The following is a 14828-nucleotide window of genomic DNA, read 5'->3' on the forward strand; positions in this document are numbered from 1 at the left end:
TCTTATTCCATTCTCATCAGGCGCGCACCGGCTTCGGATACCGTATTTGCGGTATTCATCACCTTCACCTGCATTTCAAAACGCCGGGCCAGTTCGATCATATTGACCATTGCCTCAACGGTATTCACGTTCGAGCCTTCCAGTGTGCCCGGCGAAACACGAACACTGGCATCGGCGGCTGGCGTGGTGCCATCGAGCGTTCGAATCAAACCGTCTTCGCCCTTGCGCAACTGTTCAGGTTCGGCGCTGACCAAACGAATGCGGTCGACGGTCACTAACGACTCAGGGCCAAGACCCAGTGGCACTATCGACACTGTGCCGTCGCTGCCGATCGTCAAACTGTCGTGTTCAGGCACCGCCAACGGTCCGCCATCGCCCATCACGGGTTGTCCGGCGCCATTGATCAGCATGCCGTCGGCCGTCAGGTGAAGGTCTCCACGGCGGCTCAGTGCCTCCTCACCCTGGGCGTCCTGAACAACGAACCAGCCCTGCCCTCGAATCGCCACATCCAGATCGCGACCGGTGGTCATCAAGGTGCCTTCACTGAAGTCGCTCAGCCGCGACTCAACCACCGAGTTGACGCGTGTTTGATGGCCCGCTCCCTCTACCGGCTTTGACATCAGCGCATGGAAGTCCGCCCGGAAACCCGCCGTGCTGGCATTTGCCAGGTTATTGGCATTGCTGGCCTGCGCCATTTCCGTGTGTTTGGCCGCGGTCATGCCTAGATAAAGTAGCCGGTCCATACCTGCCTCCTAAAGCGATGAATACCCGCCTTAGCGGATATTAATAATCGCCTGAGTAACGGCGTCAGATGTCTGGATCATCTGGGTGTTCGCCTGGAAGTTACGCTGCGCGGTGATCATCTCTACCAATTGCTCGGTAAGATCGACATTGGAGCTTTCCAATGCACCCGCCTGCAGCAGACCAAAGTTAGAGCTACCCGGCTCGCCAACACGCGGGCTACCGGAAGAAAACGTCTCTGCCCAGGCCGTGTCACCCTGCTGTTGCAAGCCATTGGGGTTAGAGAAGCCCGCCAGTGCGACCTTACCCAGCTGTGATGACTGACCGTTGGTAAAGCGCGCCGACACGACGCCGTTGCTCGCCACTTCAATACCGGTCAATCGCCCTGTGGTGAAGCCGTCCTGCTGCAAGCTGTTCACGCCAAACTCATTGCCGTACTGCGTTGATGAGGTGAAATCCAGCGACAGGTCAATCGCTGCCGCGCCGTTGTTAGGGTCGTAGGAAGGCACGGTCACAATGCCCGAAGCGGGGCTTTGCAAGGTACCGGTATTATCAAATGACAGGGTATTGCCCAGGCTCACCGGGTTGTCGTCGATATAGACATTTTGCTGCCAGGTATTCGCTGCGGGGTCTTTCACAAAGTACAGCGTTGCTGTGTGCAATGTGCCCAGCGAGTCATACACCGTCATTGACGTGGCGTGGTTATAGCTGGACGCCACGGTCGGGTCGAATGGGGTCGAAGTGGGAATCGGCGCATCACCGGGCAGGTTCACGCCTATATCAGCGCGGCTAGAGGCCTGCGGCGCATTCTCTGTAACCTGCAGCTGCAAATCTGAGAGCGAGCCGGTGGCAAAATCGCCGTTCGAGGTTGCTGGGTAGACCTGCAAGCGGTCGTTATTGTTGTTCACCACAAAGCCTTCTCGGTCGACACTGAAAGCGCCGGCGCGCGTATAGGTCACGCCACTTGAGCCCTTCATGGTGAAGAAGCCTTCGCCACTGATAGCCAGGTCCAGGTTGTTGTCGGTGAAGTCGATGTTGCCCTGCGAGAACTGCTGGACAATGGTATTCAAACGAACACCTGCGCCGGGCGTGGTTTTGGTCACATCGTTGTTGGATGTTGCATACACATCGGCAAAGGATGTTCGGGAACTTTTAAAGCCGGTGGTGTTAACGTTGGCAATATTGTGAGCGGTGACGTCCAGGTGCGATGACGCTGCGTTCAGTCCACTCAATGCAATACGAAAGCTCATAGTTATACTCCTGCTGCGATCACTCGCGAATTGATCAATGAATGCGCCGAAGCGCCTAGCTAATTTCCTTTATTTGCGACATCGGGACCGCACCGACACCATCAATTTGCACCGTGGGGCTACCGCCGCCACTGGGCAAACTCACGCTGCGTACGGGGCTGCGAATATCCGTCTGCAAGGCCTCTACACTGTTGCCGTTCAGGTATTGCGCGCGAATTACATAATTGCCTGCGGGCAAACGCTCGCCGTCCAGGCCGCTACCATCCCAACGAAACGACACCGCTCCGGCGGCCTGTGGCCCTAACGCCACCTTGCCTAACACCTCACCAGATGGCGCCAAAATCTCGACATCGACCGCTTGCGTGCTCACCGGCAGTGTTACCTGACCGTTTACTGCACCTTCTGATGGCAGGGCGACAACATCACTGCCGACCAGAACCTCTTTGCCGATCAGCGAGGACGCATCCAGCAGTTGACCGCCGTACAGCGAACTCGTCAGTGCAGTCAGGTTTTCATTCATTTCGCTGATGCCGCTCACCGACGTTAGCTGCGCCATCTGACTGATAAACTCTGTGTTGTCGGTGGGTTTAAACGGGTCTTGATTCTTAAGTTGCTGCAGCATCAGTTTCATGAAGTCGTCTTGCCCCAGCGAAGAAGCTTCTTTTTTTGCCGTACTCGCCGCACTCTGCTGCTGCAATTGTTCTAGCGTTCGCAATTCCATTATTCAGTTCCTACTGTTTACCGAGCTGCAATGCCCGCAAGGTCAGGGTCTTCACCGTGGAAAACACTTCCGCGTTGTTCTGGTATGAACGGGAGGCGGACAGCATATTGGCCATTTCATCAACGGTGTTCACATTGGAGCCGTAGACATAACCTTGCTCATCCGCCATCGGATGGCCCGGCTCGTAGCGCTTGGGGACAGGGGCGTTACTCTCGCTAATACCCACAACCTCGACGCCGGCGACGCCCTGCTGGCCGTCTAGCACGGTGGCAAAAACCGGCTGCTTTGCCCGGTAGGCAGCCTGTTCACTGCTGGCCACCGTATCCGCGTTTGCCATATTGCTGGCGGTGGTATTCAAACGCAGCATTTGTGCGTTCATCGCCGCAGCGGCAATATCAAGGGGGTTCGCCATCGTTTATTGACCTCCCTGAAGAATCGATTTAATTCCAGAGAACTTACTACTCAGAAAACTCATAGTGGCCTGATAGCGCATGCTGTTATCGGCAAATGCCGCTTGCTCCACATGGCTCTCCACTGTATTTCCGTCGACCGAAGGCTGCTGAGGCATGCGGTACATCACCGGCGCCTGCCCCGCCGCCGGAGCAACCGCTTCGGTAATATGCGCCGCATTGCTGCGACTGAGCGTCAACTGTTGGCCCTGCGCTGCCTGGCCCAGTGCCTGTTTAAAGTCGATATCGCGCGCCTTGTAGCCGGGCGTGTCAGCATTGGCTATATTGGCGGCCAGCAGTTCGGTGCGCTGCTGGCGAAGCAGCAGTGCCTGCTGGTGTATACCGAGTGCCTTATCAAAATTAATCGCCATAAATCTGTCTCGCTAAAGTTATGGGCTGCGCTGCCGATACACTGGATAAGGGCGCAAAGCCTTTGGCGTTCGACATGTCCGACGCAAAGCGCGTGCCACTTTTTTATTTCTATATTTTTCAACACCTTATGAAGTCAGCGCCAACAAACCGTCGGTTTTTCGGCAAGCCCTTGCCGCCTGTTTGACTGACAAGCGGCAAGTCTTTGTCGCGCTCTCTAACACTCTCCCTAATTTGCAAAACTGGCATAGCAATTGCTGCTTACGTCATAAAGCCGCCGCGCTGACAAAAACTTGGCGCCGCAAACTAGTAGTGAGGAAATAAGTTGTCATGATCTGGCGCGTAGCAATCACCATCGCCCTCCTGAGCAGTGTCTGCCCGAGCGCTCTGGCGAACGCTGGGGTGGAGTCAGCGCAACGTATTAGTGCCACCGCCCGCCAGTTCATTGCCAAACGCCATCCCTGGCAAAATGAAAACACTCGCATCACTGTGGGCGAACTCGACCCCCGCACCCGCCTGGCAAAATGTAGTCAGCGACTGCAGGCCTTTTTGCCGCCCGGAGCGAGCATACGGCGGCGCACGACGGTAGGCGTGCGCTGCGAAGGTGTTAAGGCCTGGAAGGTGTACCTGCCGGTAACGATCGCGGCCTTCACTAAGGTCATGGTAAGTAAGCACCCTATCGCTGCCGGCCAGCGAGTGACTGAAGCGGATATCACTTGGACAGAGCGCGATGTGTCCAGCCTGTCATACGGATACCAAAAGGGCCTTGGTGGGCAGGGAATGCTCAGCCGACGCAGCATTCCCCAGGGCGCGGTTATCACCGCGAATATGCTTGAGGCCCCAGCGATGATAAAGAAAGGACAAGAGCTCAAGCTCATTAGCCGCAGTGCTGCCATTAAGGTCAGCATGAAGGGCCGCGCCCTGCAGGACGCAGCCAAGGGTGCTCGAATACGGGTGGAAAATATCAGTTCAGGCAAGCAGTTAGAGGGTATTGTCATTAGCGGTAATACGGTACGAATCGAATAAAAAAGGCTAAAGTTTTATCGATAGCTGCCGTTAACCGGAATAAGGCATACCATCAACGCCAATGTAATGAGGAATTATCATGGTCGATCGAATTAATGGCGGCCCACTCGGCCAGCCCAAAAGGCTCGACAGTAATCCGTCTGCTAATGCGACCAACGCCGCGGATACCGGCGCCAACTCGCCGCTAGAATCGGCAACCGCGTCAGCCGCTGATAGCAGCCTGGTTGATCGTGCCCGCACCGCAATTGCCGGCAGCGACGGCATCGACCGCCAAAAAGTGGAAGCGATTAAAACCGCAATTCGCAACGGTGAGTTCACTGTCGACAGCGAACAGGTGGCAAAAGCCTTTGTCGACCTAGAACGGCTTACAGACCCCAGCGCATGATGACCGATACCGAGCAACAGTTACTGGCCCATAGCCAGCGCTTTGAATCTCTACTAAACGAAGAGCTTACAGTGCTGCGCGACCACAGCGACGCCGACCGCCTGCGCGAGCTTGCGGAACAAAAAATGGATTGCTGCCAACAACTGGAGACTCTCGAGCGCCTGCGCCAACAGCAGCAGCCGGACAGAGAAATGACTGCGGAGGTGACTCAGAGCCTGCGCCGCTGTCGCGACCTGAATGAGCGTATTGGCAGCCTGCTTAGCCGACAGCAAGACTACAACGAGCAGGCCATGCAAATTTTAGGGCTTGGCAGCCCCGCCCTGCGCACCTATGGCGCCGATGGCCAAACAGGCGCTTCAGCCTACAGCAGACGCCTTGGCGAAGCCTGAATACGAACAACGCAATCTTATCAGCACCGCGCCGGCGCCAGCCGTCGCTAGAAAAGGCTGAGCTGCTGTTGCTCTACTGGCGCGGCGAAACGAACACCCACACCAATCAAGCGAACCGGGGAATGCAATCGCTCCCAGGCCTGTATCATCAGCGGTGGCAGGCAGGCGGGGTCTAGCTTGCCTTCCTGGCGCAATTCGATGGTAGTTACCTTAAATTCCCTGCTCTTCAACTTAACAAAAGCGCCCGCGATAGCCTGTTCAGCATGTGGCCGCAAACGCCGCTGCAATTCGTCAATGAGCTGAGCAAGCGCTGCATCCGCGGCCTCCCCGGGAGACAGATCCTCAGCAAACGTGCGCTCAACACTCAGCGATTTGCGCTGCCTTTCGGCCTTTACTGGCCGCGAATCTTCGCCGCGCGCATAGCCATATAACTGCCGTCCAAAGCGACCAAAACGCTCCACTAAGGCCAGCTCACTCCACCCTTGCAGATGCTCGCAGTTTTCAATGCCCAATGCCGCCAACTTCGTCGCCATCACTTTGCCAACGCCGTGAATCTTGGTTACTGGCAGCGCACGAACAAAGTCATCGACCTGATCGGGCCGTATCACCGTAAGCCCGTCAGGTTTTTGCCAGTCGCTGGCAATCTTCGCCAAAAATTTATTCGGTGCGACGCCCGCGGAAATGGTGATTCCCACTTCGCGGGCTACCGCTTGGCGAATCGCTTCGGCAATACGGCTGGCACTGCCCTGAAAGTGCGGCGAGTCGCTGACATCAAGGTAGGCTTCATCCAGAGACAGCGGCTCGATCAGCTCGCTGTAGCGACTAAATATTTCACGAATCTGCGCAGCAACATGGCGGTACTTATCCATATTCGGCGCGACCAAAATCAGCTGCGGGCAGCGCTGCAATGCGGTTGCGGTCGGCATTGCCGAGTGCACACCATAGGCGCGCGCCTCATAGTTGCAGGTAGCGATCACGCCGCGCCGGCTGGCCTTGCCACCAATGGCAATCGGTCTACCGCGCAAACGCGGATCATCACGCATCTCTACCGAAGCGTAAAAACAATCGCAGTCGCAATGAATGATCTTTCTCGTGTTGAGCACCGACACCATGGCGCAGAAAACCCGCTTAAGCAAAATACTGTACAAATATACAGACTTTACGTGAGCAGCTAGCGCTTGTCACTCATGGTAGTGAGGTATACTGTGCGCCAAACCACCCACGTTTAATCAAAAAGGAATGCCGTAGCAATGAGTATTGGCAGTTGGACCCCGGACTCTGAAAAAGCCTCTATTACCATTGATCGAGACTTTCTCGAGCGCTGCATAGCACTGAGCGACGACGAGTCCCTGGCAAAACTACCCGCGCCATTCACTGAGGAGGAGCAGCAGCGCTATAGCGCCGTCATGCGACTCCCTGCTGAGCCCTGGCAACTCGCTGTGGCAGATTTCGACAACACTGAGCTACTGGCACTCATTCGCTTCTTAACTGTTGCCGAAGAGCGGATTAGCGGCTGGGAAGCTGGCGCAGAATCCCCCGCCATTTGGATCAACAAAGTGTTGCGCAAACGCGGAGAAAAGCTATCTGTTGAGACCCTGCGCTGGATTCGCGCAAATAGCCGCAATCGCTTTATCCCCAACGGGGGCCTCTAGGCGCTGTCACTTCTGCTCTTTATTAAACGCTGCCAGCGCCTCGGGGCTGGCTTCAGTTTGGTATTTCGATTTCCATTGCGAATACGGCATCCCATAGATTTTTTCGCGAGCCGCATCGTAATCCACCTCTATGCCCTGCTCCTCGGCTGCGGCTGCATACCACTTAGACAAACAGTTACGGCAAAAGCCCGCCAGGTTCATTAAGTCGATATTTTGCACATCTTTTCGACTGTCTAAATGCTCGAGCAAGCGGCGAAAAACCGCTGCTTCTATCGCATCGCTCTGTGACTTGTTCATAATTTGTTCACTCATTCGCTGCATTACTCTGTTCATTATCAGGAAATTTGCTATGTTAAGCCAACGAACAGACTTCCTGCTCGCGACGTACCCCCACACTTTATGACGGAGTCAGAAAGCATGGCTAAACAAAAACTAGACCCTGTAGCGCTGATCAACCGGGAGATTGAATCTCTGGAAGATAAAGTAGAAAAGCTACGCGACCGCTTAATATCCGACGCGGATAAAGCACTGGAGCGCGCCAAGGCGCAAACTGAAAAAGCGCGAGCGAAAATTCGCCAGGAGCAGGAAAAGCTGCGCGAGCTGCAAAAGAAAGCCAAGGAAAACATGGATGCTCGCATACAGCGTCAGGTCGAGCGCGCTCACAAGGCCGTGGATTCTGCGCGCGAGCTTGAGGTGGATGCCAAGGCGCTGGTCATTATGGCCCGCGAACAGATGCAGGATTTAAAGGCTGACTACCAGCGTGCCAAGGCTCTGGCTAAGGCTGCCCGCGATGCTGCGCGCGACTTCGATAAGAAAAACCCGCCTAAGAAAGCGGCCGCCAAAAAAGCTGCTGCTAAAAAAGCCCCAGCAAAAAAAGCACCAGCTAAAAAGGCCGCAGCCAAAAAGGCAGCCGCTAAAAAAGCGCCCACCAGCTAGTCGTGACGATCGCTGGCCGGCTCGCCGGCCAGCGTGACGACACTATTCAAAATCAACTGAATTAACTGCGTTTGCCGCGCGACGCCGGTTTTAGAAAATACCGAGCTCAGGTGCGACTTAGCCGTATTCCGAGAAATATTTAAACTGAGCGATGCCTCGTCCAGGCTTTGCCCGTTAACCAGTCGCACCGCTAACTTAGACTCAGCGGGTGTTAGACCGAATAGTTCGATTAACACATCACTGGGTGCCTGACGCGGTGCCATCGGGTCACTAATGAACACCGCAACGGCCGGACGCCGCTCACCACCGTGGTCACTGTGCGGCAGTGGTCGTATCAGCAGACTTAAACCACTCAATGAGCTGGCATCTGCGAGACGAAAGGCGCGAACACAGCCCGCCTCGCGCTGGTGATGCGCCTGTATTACCTCGCCAAGTAGCATTTTGAAGTCTTGCTGCTCACGTCGATTTTCAAAACTCAGGCGTCCTCCTTGCAATGCGACACCGCGCCCTTGTGCTAACAGGCGCTCGGCGACTGGGTTGCTATTTAAGCTATCGCCGTTGGCATCCAGAGTAATCACGCCCACCGACAAGCTGTCGATGGTATTGGCATACAGCACCCGCTCGCGCTCACTTTCACGTAACCGGGAGTGGATTTGCACCGCTTGTTTAATATGCGGCAACAGTTGCTTGCACAGGGCCTTCTCCCGCGCGCCAAAATCTTCGCGGCTCTCCGGCCGCGTGACGCGCAGCCGTGCCAACAGCTCCTCGCCGTGCCATAAATCGGCACCCAAGATATGCCGCACATTGGCTGGCTCTATATAATTCTGATAGTACTCAGACGCCTCGAACTCCTCTGCCGACATGTACTCAGCAACGGTAACAACATCGCCATCGGGGAGGTTTACAAAGGGGTCTAAGGCAAAATAGGTCTCGTTGTAGGCGCGATAGATTTCCGGCGAGACCACCAGCGCATTGAGTATCACGCCGGGGTCGTGCTCATTCGGCGGTCGCAGTAGCAAGGTCGCATAGTTACCGCCCAAAGCGTCCCTGAGCTGATCCAGAAACGCCTGCCAGGGCGGCGTTTCCAAGGTGCCGCCGTAGAGCGCACGCAGCAGGGAATCCATACGTGGCGAGATAGAAATCTCAGACATAGAAGATCGAGGCCATTGTGATGCAATAGCCTCGATTCTAAGCGCTGACCGCGGGGAATTCATCTATCGCGCATTAAATCCTCGCGGCGGTTTAATGTGGCAAGAAATCGCCACCATTCACATCGAGCGCAGCACCAGTCAGCGCGCGGGAGTACTCCGAGCCCAAAAACACAGCGGCTTTGGCGCAGTCACCGTCATCAGGTATACGGCGCAGCGGAATATTGGCGGCAACAGCGGCTTTTTGCTCTTCGACACTGGGGCCGCCCGCTTCGGCATTCATTTGAAAATAGCCTTCTACCGAGGGACCCCACATCCAGCCCATATAGGCGGAATTAACGCGAATATTGTCGGGCCCCAGCTCTAAAGCCAGGTGAGCGGTTGCACTGGCAAGCGCGGCCTTGGAGGCACCGTAGCCGCCCTGAGTCGGCATGGGTTTGCGGGTTACCATGGTGTTGATCATCACGATCGCGCCGCCGCCCTGCTTCTTCATTTGTGGCACGACTTCAAGCGTCAGCCCCATGGTGCCGAAGAAATTTACATCCATAGCATCTCGCCAGCTGTCCAAATCCGCCTCAGCGATAGGCCCAAAGTTTCCGGGGTTGTAGGCGCTGTTAAACAACACGTCGATGCGGCCAAATTCAGCAATTGTCTTAGCAACCAACTCTGCACATTGCTTGCGGTCACTAATGTCGGTAGCCACCTTCAGTACCGCATTGTCCAAGCCCTCACTGCGAATCAGGGCTTCAGCGTCATCCAGTTTACTGGCCGTGCGGGCACACATCGCCACTTTTGCCCCCTGACGCGCGGCTTCTAGAGCCAGTTCCTGCCCCAAGCCTGGACCGATACCCGACACAATGACGACTTTGTCTCTAAGCAACATTTTGACTATCCTGTTTAATTATTCGAATTACTTGTCCCTGAAGCCTACCTAGGCTCGACCCGAGCAGCACCACCCGAATGGGTGGAGGCGCCAAGCAAAAATATACAGCGAGGAATCCATGCACCTACGTCGATATACCACCTCAGCACTACTCTGCCTGGCCGTGAGCACGCCTGCGCTAGCCGACACATCGTTGCGCTTACAGGCTTCAACGATTGGCGGTGGCGCGGAGCTTGGGTACAGCTTTTCGCCGCAACTCGCCATTCGCGGCGGCGCCTTGTACGGCAGTTTTAAACTGGACTTCGAAGGGGATGACAACAACGGTATTGAGGGCGATGAGCTCAGCTACAAAAGCGACGTCGATCTGCGCAATGCCTATCTACTGGCCGACTGGCACCCCAGTGGCAAGTGGTTTCGGGTCAGTGCAGGCATATTGATTAACAACAGCTCCGCGAAGATCATTACTCGCTGCGAAGAAAACTCTCCGGTACCTGGCACCACAAACTGTGAGTTCGGCAACAGCCGCTTTTCGCCTGCGATACTCGGTGATGTTATTACCAACATCGACTTCGAACCCGTGAGTCCCTACCTAGGTATTGGCTGGTCCAGGGCTGCCGGGCAAGGTTTTCACTTCAGCGCCGACTTGGGCGTTGCCTATCTCGGGGACGCCAACGTCAAGATCCGCTCGACGGGAAGCTGCAACACCAACCAGCAATGTCGAGAGGAAGTGGCCGCCGAACAGCGCGAAGTTGAAAATGAATTGGATGACTTGAACCTGTTGCCCATCGCGATGCTCGCACTGAGTTATCGGTTCTAAGGCCAAGGTAGATGTTTAAAGACCTGACGGGAAGCGAATGCGAACTTCAGTTCCTTCCCCTAAGGCAGACAAAACCTCAACCTGCCCCTTCAACTGTTGGCTGACAAGATTAAAAACAATATGCATACCTAGGCCACTCCCCCCTGCGCCGCGCTTGGTGGTGAAAAACGGTTCAAAAATCTTTTCTCGGACCTCTTCCTCCATACCGCAGCCATCATCGCTGTAGCAGATTTCAATATCGCCGTCGCATTCGGCTACCACCACGCGTATGCGGCCGGCTTCGCCGCTTGGATAGGCATGCATGAGGGAATTCATCAACAAATTCGTAAATATCTGCGAGATCGCGCCAGGTACCGAGTTGGCCTCCAGTGACGCATCGCAGTCTATTTCTACGGCTACCTGCGTATTTTTTAAGTTTGGCCGCAGGCTCAGCAGCGTTTCATCAAAATAGCTTTTTAGATTAAATTTCCTGCGTTCAAAGCTGGTTTGATCCACCGCCACCTGTTTAAAGCTGTGCACTAAGTCTGCCGCTCTGCGCAGATTATTGAGAATGATTTCGGTGGATTGCATGCAGTGTTCGAAGTAATGCTTCAGACCGCTGCCGGTCAATTTCCCCTCGTTGTAGGCCTGCTCTGCCTCTATACTCTCGGCTCGCAGCGTCGACGCGGCCGTGACACTCACGCCAACGGGGGTATTCACTTCATGCGCCACACCGGCCACTAGGCCACCCAGTGAGGCCATTTTTTCAGTGGCGACCAACTGTTTCTGCGTTCGGTTCAAGTCCTCAACGGCCTTGCGAAGTTCAGTATTCGCCGCGTCGGCCTGATGAATGCGGAGTGTCAGTTCCTCCTTCGCTCTCGCCAAGTCAGTATCGCGCGTGGCAATGTGGGAAAGCATGACATTAAAGCCATCGATTAATTCCCCGACTTCATCGTCGCCATGCTTGTCCGCGCGCAAACTGTAGTCACCCGACAGCGACACCTTTCGCGTGGTGTCGAGCAACGCAAGAATCGGCCCAGCAATTAGCTTCTGCAAGGCATTGGATATAACAAAAGCAATACCAACACTAAGCAGCAGCATAAGCAGCAGCAACATAATATCAAGGCGAGTGCTTGCCCACAGGTCGGAAAGCTGACGTTCAATCACCAGGCGCCCCAAGCGCTCGCTGCCGAGCCAAACATCGCGATTCACTGTAAGCACCTGAAGCTTGGAGGCTTTCACATCTAACAGGCTTAGCGGGCAGTCTTTGGCATCACTGCCACGCACATAACTGGCAAATAACTGCGCTTGTTTGGCTTCCCCTTGATAAAGACACGCGCGATGAATTTCCGGCATGCCACGCAGCGATGACAGTATTTCCTCGGCGGCCTGGGAGTCTGAAAAACTCATTGCCGCCGTTGTATTGAGCGAAAAAACCTCGGCAACTGCCAGTAAATTCTTATGGACTGTTTCTCGTACACTAAACCAGTTATATAGCACGAAAACCGTTTCGATGATCACCAACACTATCGTGACCGTGCCGACGATCGACACCAGTATTTTTCTCTGTATCGGCAAATCCCTCAGCATCAGGAACTGCCCTTCGCAGCAGAGCGGCGCACCGTTCTCGCCAAACTCAAAAGCCGCGAACTCACCGACATACCAGAGCGGTGGATATTGGCCTGATTGATATCAAAGCGCAGCTTACCCGACACGATAACAAAGCTGATCATGCCACCCGCGTCAATAAAGTCGCCGTTATCGGCGATTGTTAAGATGTGGTCCTGGGGTAATTTTTGCAGCCAGTAGCGCTGTAGCTCTCCGCTGTCGTCAGCGAGATACAGCACATCGCATCCTTCACTCTGCTCAGGAAGAAGTATCAAGCGACTGCGTATGCGGACGTCACGGCTGGGTTTCGACTTTATTAACGCGGAGAGCGCGATGGCAATATCGCGATTACCGACCACGCATATTTCAACGGCCTCCTCGCCGCCCCGTTTAGTCTCTGGGGGCCAATCGATGAAGCGCGTAAAATTAACCAAATATGCCGCCTTAACACGTTGCTCCAGGCCTTGCCCAAGTGCATTGCCTGCCAAGCTCAACGCCAAGGCTATTACGCAGAACCGCATGCCCCAAATCATCAGAACATCCAGCTCAATTGCGCTTGGACACTGCGCCGTATTTCTACGCCGCCACCAAACTCCGCATGGGCATCGTCATTGAGGTTACTCACGCGCACAGACGCTTCGAGCTGGTCGTTGATACGCCACATCACATTCATATCAATCGCCGCGAAGGCTTCAACATTTTGATCATCCAGAGGGCCAATCCACCGTGCCGCGAGGAACAGCGACCAGCGATCATTGATATCCCAATCCAGGCGCGTTTTCAGCTGATGGCCTGGATCGTTGGCATCGGCATCAGCAATAGACTGATCCAAACTGCCCGAGGGGGTGGAAGCATCCAGGTCGAAATAGCGATAGCTGGTCAGTAACTCGATGTTTGCTCTTGCTCGCCACCGCGCCGTCAGCTCAATACCGTGACTGCGCGCGCTGCCAACATTATCGATTAATATCGGTGGCGGCGTCTGAGGGTTTGTCAGGTCATCAGTGAGCCCCCGCAGCTCCTCGTACTCGTTGTAAAAGCCGGCGATGTCTACGGACAAACTGCCACTCAACTGCCGACGATACCCCGCCTCAACCGCTGCCAATTCCTCGGAGTGGAAACTGCGATCACCAAGGAAAAAGCCACCGGAAAACGACACATCTTGATCCAGGCGGTTAGGTATACGAACCGCCCGAGACCAAGCTGCCCATACCGTGCTGTCGGGATTAATTTTGTAACGCAGGCGAATGCTGGGCTGCAGCTCATCGCCACTGTAATCGTTGTGCTCGAGTTTAGCGCCCAGAGTGAGGCGCAAGCGCTTGTTTAAAAAGTTGATCTGATCTTGGATAAACAAGTCATAGGTCTCGTCATCGCGCTTGCGAGGGCTAAAGTCGGTGAGAAAGGGGTTAACATCGCCGATGTGATCGCGACTAAATCTAAAGCCACCGCCGATAACCAGCTCCTGCCGCTGCCCGATCTGGCGATTATGCTTCACTTCAAAATCCAGCAGGCGTCGCTCCTCAGAGAAATTCAATCGATTGTTAAAAGTGCTGCGATCATAGACGAGTTGGTATTCTGAATTCGCCGTGTCGGTGTGCTGCTGACTTAGACGCATGATCAGGTTTTCGCCACGGTGATATTCCTGCTTACCCCCTGTCGGCACGGCGAGGTGGCCGCGGTAGGCATCACCCTGAACGGTTAAGCGCAGCGCATCCGATAATTTATTATCACTGCGAAATCCCGCTTGACGGTGTACCCACTCATCACCGCTATCCCCGCCACTGGCAGCCTGCTGTTCGCTGTGCCACTGACTTTTGGCGTAGACACGATAGAAACCGTCCCCGGCAAATTCATCGCCGTACCTCGCCTCGGCATAGCCCCGATAGTTTCCGCCGCCGCCCGCGGCGACCCACCCACCGAGCGTGTCCTTGGCTGAGCGCGTAACGATATTCACCACGCCATTGACAGCGTTCGCTCCCCAAAGCGCAGCGCCGGGGCCACGTATCACCTCAATGCGCTCTATGTCGCGCATCACCGTATCCTGGGTATACCAAAACACGCCAGAAAATAACGGGGTGTATAAGCTGCGGCCATCCATTAACACTTCGAGCTTATCGGCAAGTGTGCTGTTGAAGCCGCGAGCAGTTACTGCCCAGCTATGCGAATCGACCCTTGCTACTTGCAGCCCCGGCACCAACCGCAGGGCCTCGGCAAGTGTGCGCACGCCGCTGCGGCGAATGTCCTCTGCGTCCAATACAAACACTGCCGCGGCGGTATCTTGCAAAGGCTCCGCCCGCCGGGACGCGGATACTACTTCGATATCCATTAAGTCTTCGAGACTGAGTTCGCCAAGTGTTTCCAACGACGCAAGCTGCATTGTTGACGAAGCGGCGCTCAACGAGAATGTAACCAGGCCGAGCGCAATACCCGTTTGCATTGAAAGGCGCATAACCATTGTCCGCGTCATTGTTGTTATTA

18 protein-coding genes are annotated in these 14828 nt (G+C 55.1%); 6 read left to right on the top strand and 12 right to left on the bottom strand.

From position 1 onward, the window contains the following. Positions 1 to 2 precede the first annotated feature (2 nt). Genes H573_RS0102540 through flgB form a run of 5 tightly spaced genes read right to left on the bottom strand, consistent with a single transcriptional unit; the run spans position 3 to position 3532 of the window. Positions 3 to 743 carry a flagellar basal body rod protein FlgF gene (locus H573_RS0102540; protein ID WP_027872890.1) on the bottom strand — a complete coding sequence of 247 codons (741 nt, stop codon included), beginning with the start codon at positions 741 to 743 and terminating at the stop codon, positions 3 to 5. A gap of 30 nt (positions 744 to 773) precedes the next feature. Then, on the bottom strand, positions 774 to 1991 hold the full coding sequence (gene flgE, locus H573_RS0102545) for a flagellar hook protein FlgE (protein WP_027872891.1): 1218 nt from the start codon (positions 1989 to 1991) through the stop codon (positions 774 to 776). Positions 1992 to 2046: 55 nt separating this feature from the next. Continuing rightward, positions 2047 to 2712, bottom strand: a complete 666-nt coding sequence (locus H573_RS0102550) for a flagellar hook assembly protein FlgD (protein WP_051170901.1) — start codon at positions 2710 to 2712, stop codon at positions 2047 to 2049. A 10-nt stretch (positions 2713 to 2722) separates the two neighbouring features. Further along, positions 2723 to 3124: a flagellar basal body rod protein FlgC gene (flgC, locus tag H573_RS0102555; protein WP_027872893.1), complete on the bottom strand. Its 402-nt coding sequence runs from the start codon at positions 3122 to 3124 to the stop codon at positions 2723 to 2725. Positions 3125 to 3127: 3 nt separating this feature from the next. Continuing rightward, positions 3128 to 3532, bottom strand: a complete 405-nt coding sequence (flgB, locus tag H573_RS0102560; RefSeq protein ID WP_027872894.1) for a flagellar basal body rod protein FlgB — start codon at positions 3530 to 3532, stop codon at positions 3128 to 3130. A gap of 328 nt (positions 3533 to 3860) precedes the next feature. Here flgB and flgA point away from each other — a divergent pair, with 328 nt between their 5' ends. From flgA to H573_RS0102580, 3 genes are all read left to right on the top strand, one after another. Then, positions 3861 to 4556: a flagellar basal body P-ring formation chaperone FlgA gene (flgA, locus tag H573_RS16775; protein WP_051170903.1), complete on the top strand. Its 696-nt coding sequence runs from the start codon at positions 3861 to 3863 to the stop codon at positions 4554 to 4556. A gap of 79 nt (positions 4557 to 4635) precedes the next feature. Beyond that, on the top strand, positions 4636 to 4941 hold the full coding sequence (flgM, locus tag H573_RS16780) for a flagellar biosynthesis anti-sigma factor FlgM (protein ID WP_036255477.1): 306 nt from the start codon (positions 4636 to 4638) through the stop codon (positions 4939 to 4941). Next, on the top strand, positions 4938 to 5330 hold the full coding sequence (locus H573_RS0102580) for a flagella synthesis protein FlgN (RefSeq protein WP_027872895.1): 393 nt from the start codon (positions 4938 to 4940) through the stop codon (positions 5328 to 5330). The genes flgM and H573_RS0102580 overlap by 4 nt, the downstream gene beginning before the upstream one ends. Positions 5331 to 5377: 47 nt before the next feature. On the opposite strand, the gene dinB is transcribed toward H573_RS0102580, so the two are convergent. After that, the gene (gene dinB, locus H573_RS0102585) at positions 5378 to 6478 is read right to left on the bottom strand and encodes a DNA polymerase IV (protein ID WP_234701823.1); all 1101 of its coding nucleotides are present in this window, start codon (positions 6476 to 6478) and stop codon (positions 5378 to 5380) included. 102 nt (positions 6479 to 6580) lie between these two features. On the opposite strand from dinB, the gene H573_RS0102590 reads away from it, so the two are divergent. After that, positions 6581 to 6982 (top strand): hypothetical protein, encoded by a 402-nt coding sequence (locus H573_RS0102590; protein WP_027872897.1) that lies wholly within the window; start codon positions 6581 to 6583, stop codon positions 6980 to 6982. 6 nt (positions 6983 to 6988) lie between these two features. On the opposite strand, the gene H573_RS0102595 is transcribed toward H573_RS0102590, so the two are convergent. Further along, the gene (locus H573_RS0102595) at positions 6989 to 7294 is read right to left on the bottom strand and encodes a DUF1244 domain-containing protein (RefSeq protein WP_420853751.1); all 306 of its coding nucleotides are present in this window, start codon (positions 7292 to 7294) and stop codon (positions 6989 to 6991) included. Positions 7295 to 7399: 105 nt separating this feature from the next. Between H573_RS0102595 and H573_RS19640 the strand changes: the two genes are divergently transcribed. Then, a complete protein-coding gene (locus tag H573_RS19640) occupies positions 7400 to 7918 on the top strand; it encodes a hypothetical protein (protein WP_154653819.1) in 519 nt (172 codons plus the stop codon). Here the strand turns inward: H573_RS19640 and H573_RS0102605 are convergent. Beyond that, complete coding sequence (locus H573_RS0102605; RefSeq protein WP_161624229.1) at positions 7915 to 9069, bottom strand: helix-turn-helix transcriptional regulator; 1155 nt, start codon at positions 9067 to 9069, stop codon at positions 7915 to 7917. The two genes, H573_RS19640 and H573_RS0102605, sit on opposite strands and share 4 nt — an antisense overlap. A gap of 91 nt (positions 9070 to 9160) precedes the next feature. After that, complete coding sequence (locus tag H573_RS0102610) at positions 9161 to 9949, bottom strand: SDR family oxidoreductase (RefSeq protein WP_027872900.1); 789 nt, start codon at positions 9947 to 9949, stop codon at positions 9161 to 9163. 118 nt (positions 9950 to 10067) lie between these two features. Here H573_RS0102610 and H573_RS0102615 point away from each other — a divergent pair, with 118 nt between their 5' ends. Next, positions 10068 to 10766: a hypothetical protein gene (locus H573_RS0102615; RefSeq protein ID WP_027872901.1), complete on the top strand. Its 699-nt coding sequence runs from the start codon at positions 10068 to 10070 to the stop codon at positions 10764 to 10766. Positions 10767 to 10781: 15 nt separating this feature from the next. Here H573_RS0102615 and H573_RS16790 read toward each other — a convergent pair whose 3' ends face one another. The 3 genes from H573_RS16790 to H573_RS16795 are packed head-to-tail and all read right to left on the bottom strand — an operon-like array spanning position 10782 to position 14799. Then, positions 10782 to 12335: an ATP-binding protein gene (locus tag H573_RS16790; RefSeq protein WP_051170906.1), complete on the bottom strand. Its 1554-nt coding sequence runs from the start codon at positions 12333 to 12335 to the stop codon at positions 10782 to 10784. Continuing rightward, complete coding sequence (locus tag H573_RS0102625) at positions 12335 to 12874, bottom strand: YfiR family protein (protein ID WP_161624230.1); 540 nt, start codon at positions 12872 to 12874, stop codon at positions 12335 to 12337. Before H573_RS0102625 ends, H573_RS16790 begins: the two co-directional genes overlap by 1 nt. An 11-nt stretch (positions 12875 to 12885) precedes the next feature. Continuing rightward, on the bottom strand, positions 12886 to 14799 hold the full coding sequence (locus H573_RS16795; protein WP_161624231.1) for a TonB-dependent receptor plug domain-containing protein: 1914 nt from the start codon (positions 14797 to 14799) through the stop codon (positions 12886 to 12888). Positions 14800 to 14828: the final 29 nt, after the last annotated feature.

Source organism: Neomelitea salexigens DSM 19753, assembly GCF_000422345.1.
Classification (GTDB): domain Bacteria; phylum Pseudomonadota; class Gammaproteobacteria; order Pseudomonadales; family Spongiibacteraceae; genus Spongiibacter; species Spongiibacter marinus_A.

Excerpts from the sequence above, each read along its gene's own strand:
- H573_RS0102540 (WP_027872890.1), bottom strand. The coding sequence starts at position 743 with ATGGACCGGCTACTTTATCTAGGCATGACCGCGGCCAAACACACGGAA.
- flgE (WP_027872891.1), bottom strand. The coding sequence starts at position 1,991 with ATGAGCTTTCGTATTGCATTGAGTGGACTGAACGCAGCGTCATCGCAC.
- H573_RS0102550 (WP_051170901.1), bottom strand. The coding sequence starts at position 2,712 with ATGGAATTGCGAACGCTAGAACAATTGCAGCAGCAGAGTGCGGCGAGT.
- flgC (WP_027872893.1), bottom strand. The coding sequence starts at position 3,124 with ATGGCGAACCCCCTTGATATTGCCGCTGCGGCGATGAACGCACAAATG.
- flgB (WP_027872894.1), bottom strand. The coding sequence starts at position 3,532 with ATGGCGATTAATTTTGATAAGGCACTCGGTATACACCAGCAGGCACTG.
- flgA (WP_051170903.1), top strand. The coding sequence starts at position 3,861 with ATGATCTGGCGCGTAGCAATCACCATCGCCCTCCTGAGCAGTGTCTGC.
- flgM (WP_036255477.1), top strand. The coding sequence starts at position 4,636 with ATGGTCGATCGAATTAATGGCGGCCCACTCGGCCAGCCCAAAAGGCTC.
- H573_RS0102580 (WP_027872895.1), top strand. The coding sequence starts at position 4,938 with ATGATGACCGATACCGAGCAACAGTTACTGGCCCATAGCCAGCGCTTT.
- H573_RS0102590 (WP_027872897.1), top strand. The coding sequence starts at position 6,581 with ATGAGTATTGGCAGTTGGACCCCGGACTCTGAAAAAGCCTCTATTACC.
- H573_RS0102595 (WP_420853751.1), bottom strand. The coding sequence starts at position 7,294 with ATGAGTGAACAAATTATGAACAAGTCACAGAGCGATGCGATAGAAGCA.
- H573_RS19640 (WP_154653819.1), top strand. The coding sequence starts at position 7,400 with ATGGCTAAACAAAAACTAGACCCTGTAGCGCTGATCAACCGGGAGATT.
- H573_RS0102605 (WP_161624229.1), bottom strand. The coding sequence starts at position 9,069 with ATGTCTGAGATTTCTATCTCGCCACGTATGGATTCCCTGCTGCGTGCG.
- H573_RS0102610 (WP_027872900.1), bottom strand. The coding sequence starts at position 9,949 with ATGTTGCTTAGAGACAAAGTCGTCATTGTGTCGGGTATCGGTCCAGGC.
- H573_RS0102615 (WP_027872901.1), top strand. The coding sequence starts at position 10,068 with ATGCACCTACGTCGATATACCACCTCAGCACTACTCTGCCTGGCCGTG.
- H573_RS16790 (WP_051170906.1), bottom strand. The coding sequence starts at position 12,335 with ATGCTGAGGGATTTGCCGATACAGAGAAAAATACTGGTGTCGATCGTC.
- H573_RS0102625 (WP_161624230.1), bottom strand. The coding sequence starts at position 12,874 with ATGCGGTTCTGCGTAATAGCCTTGGCGTTGAGCTTGGCAGGCAATGCA.
- H573_RS16795 (WP_161624231.1), bottom strand. The coding sequence starts at position 14,799 with ATGCGCCTTTCAATGCAAACGGGTATTGCGCTCGGCCTGGTTACATTC.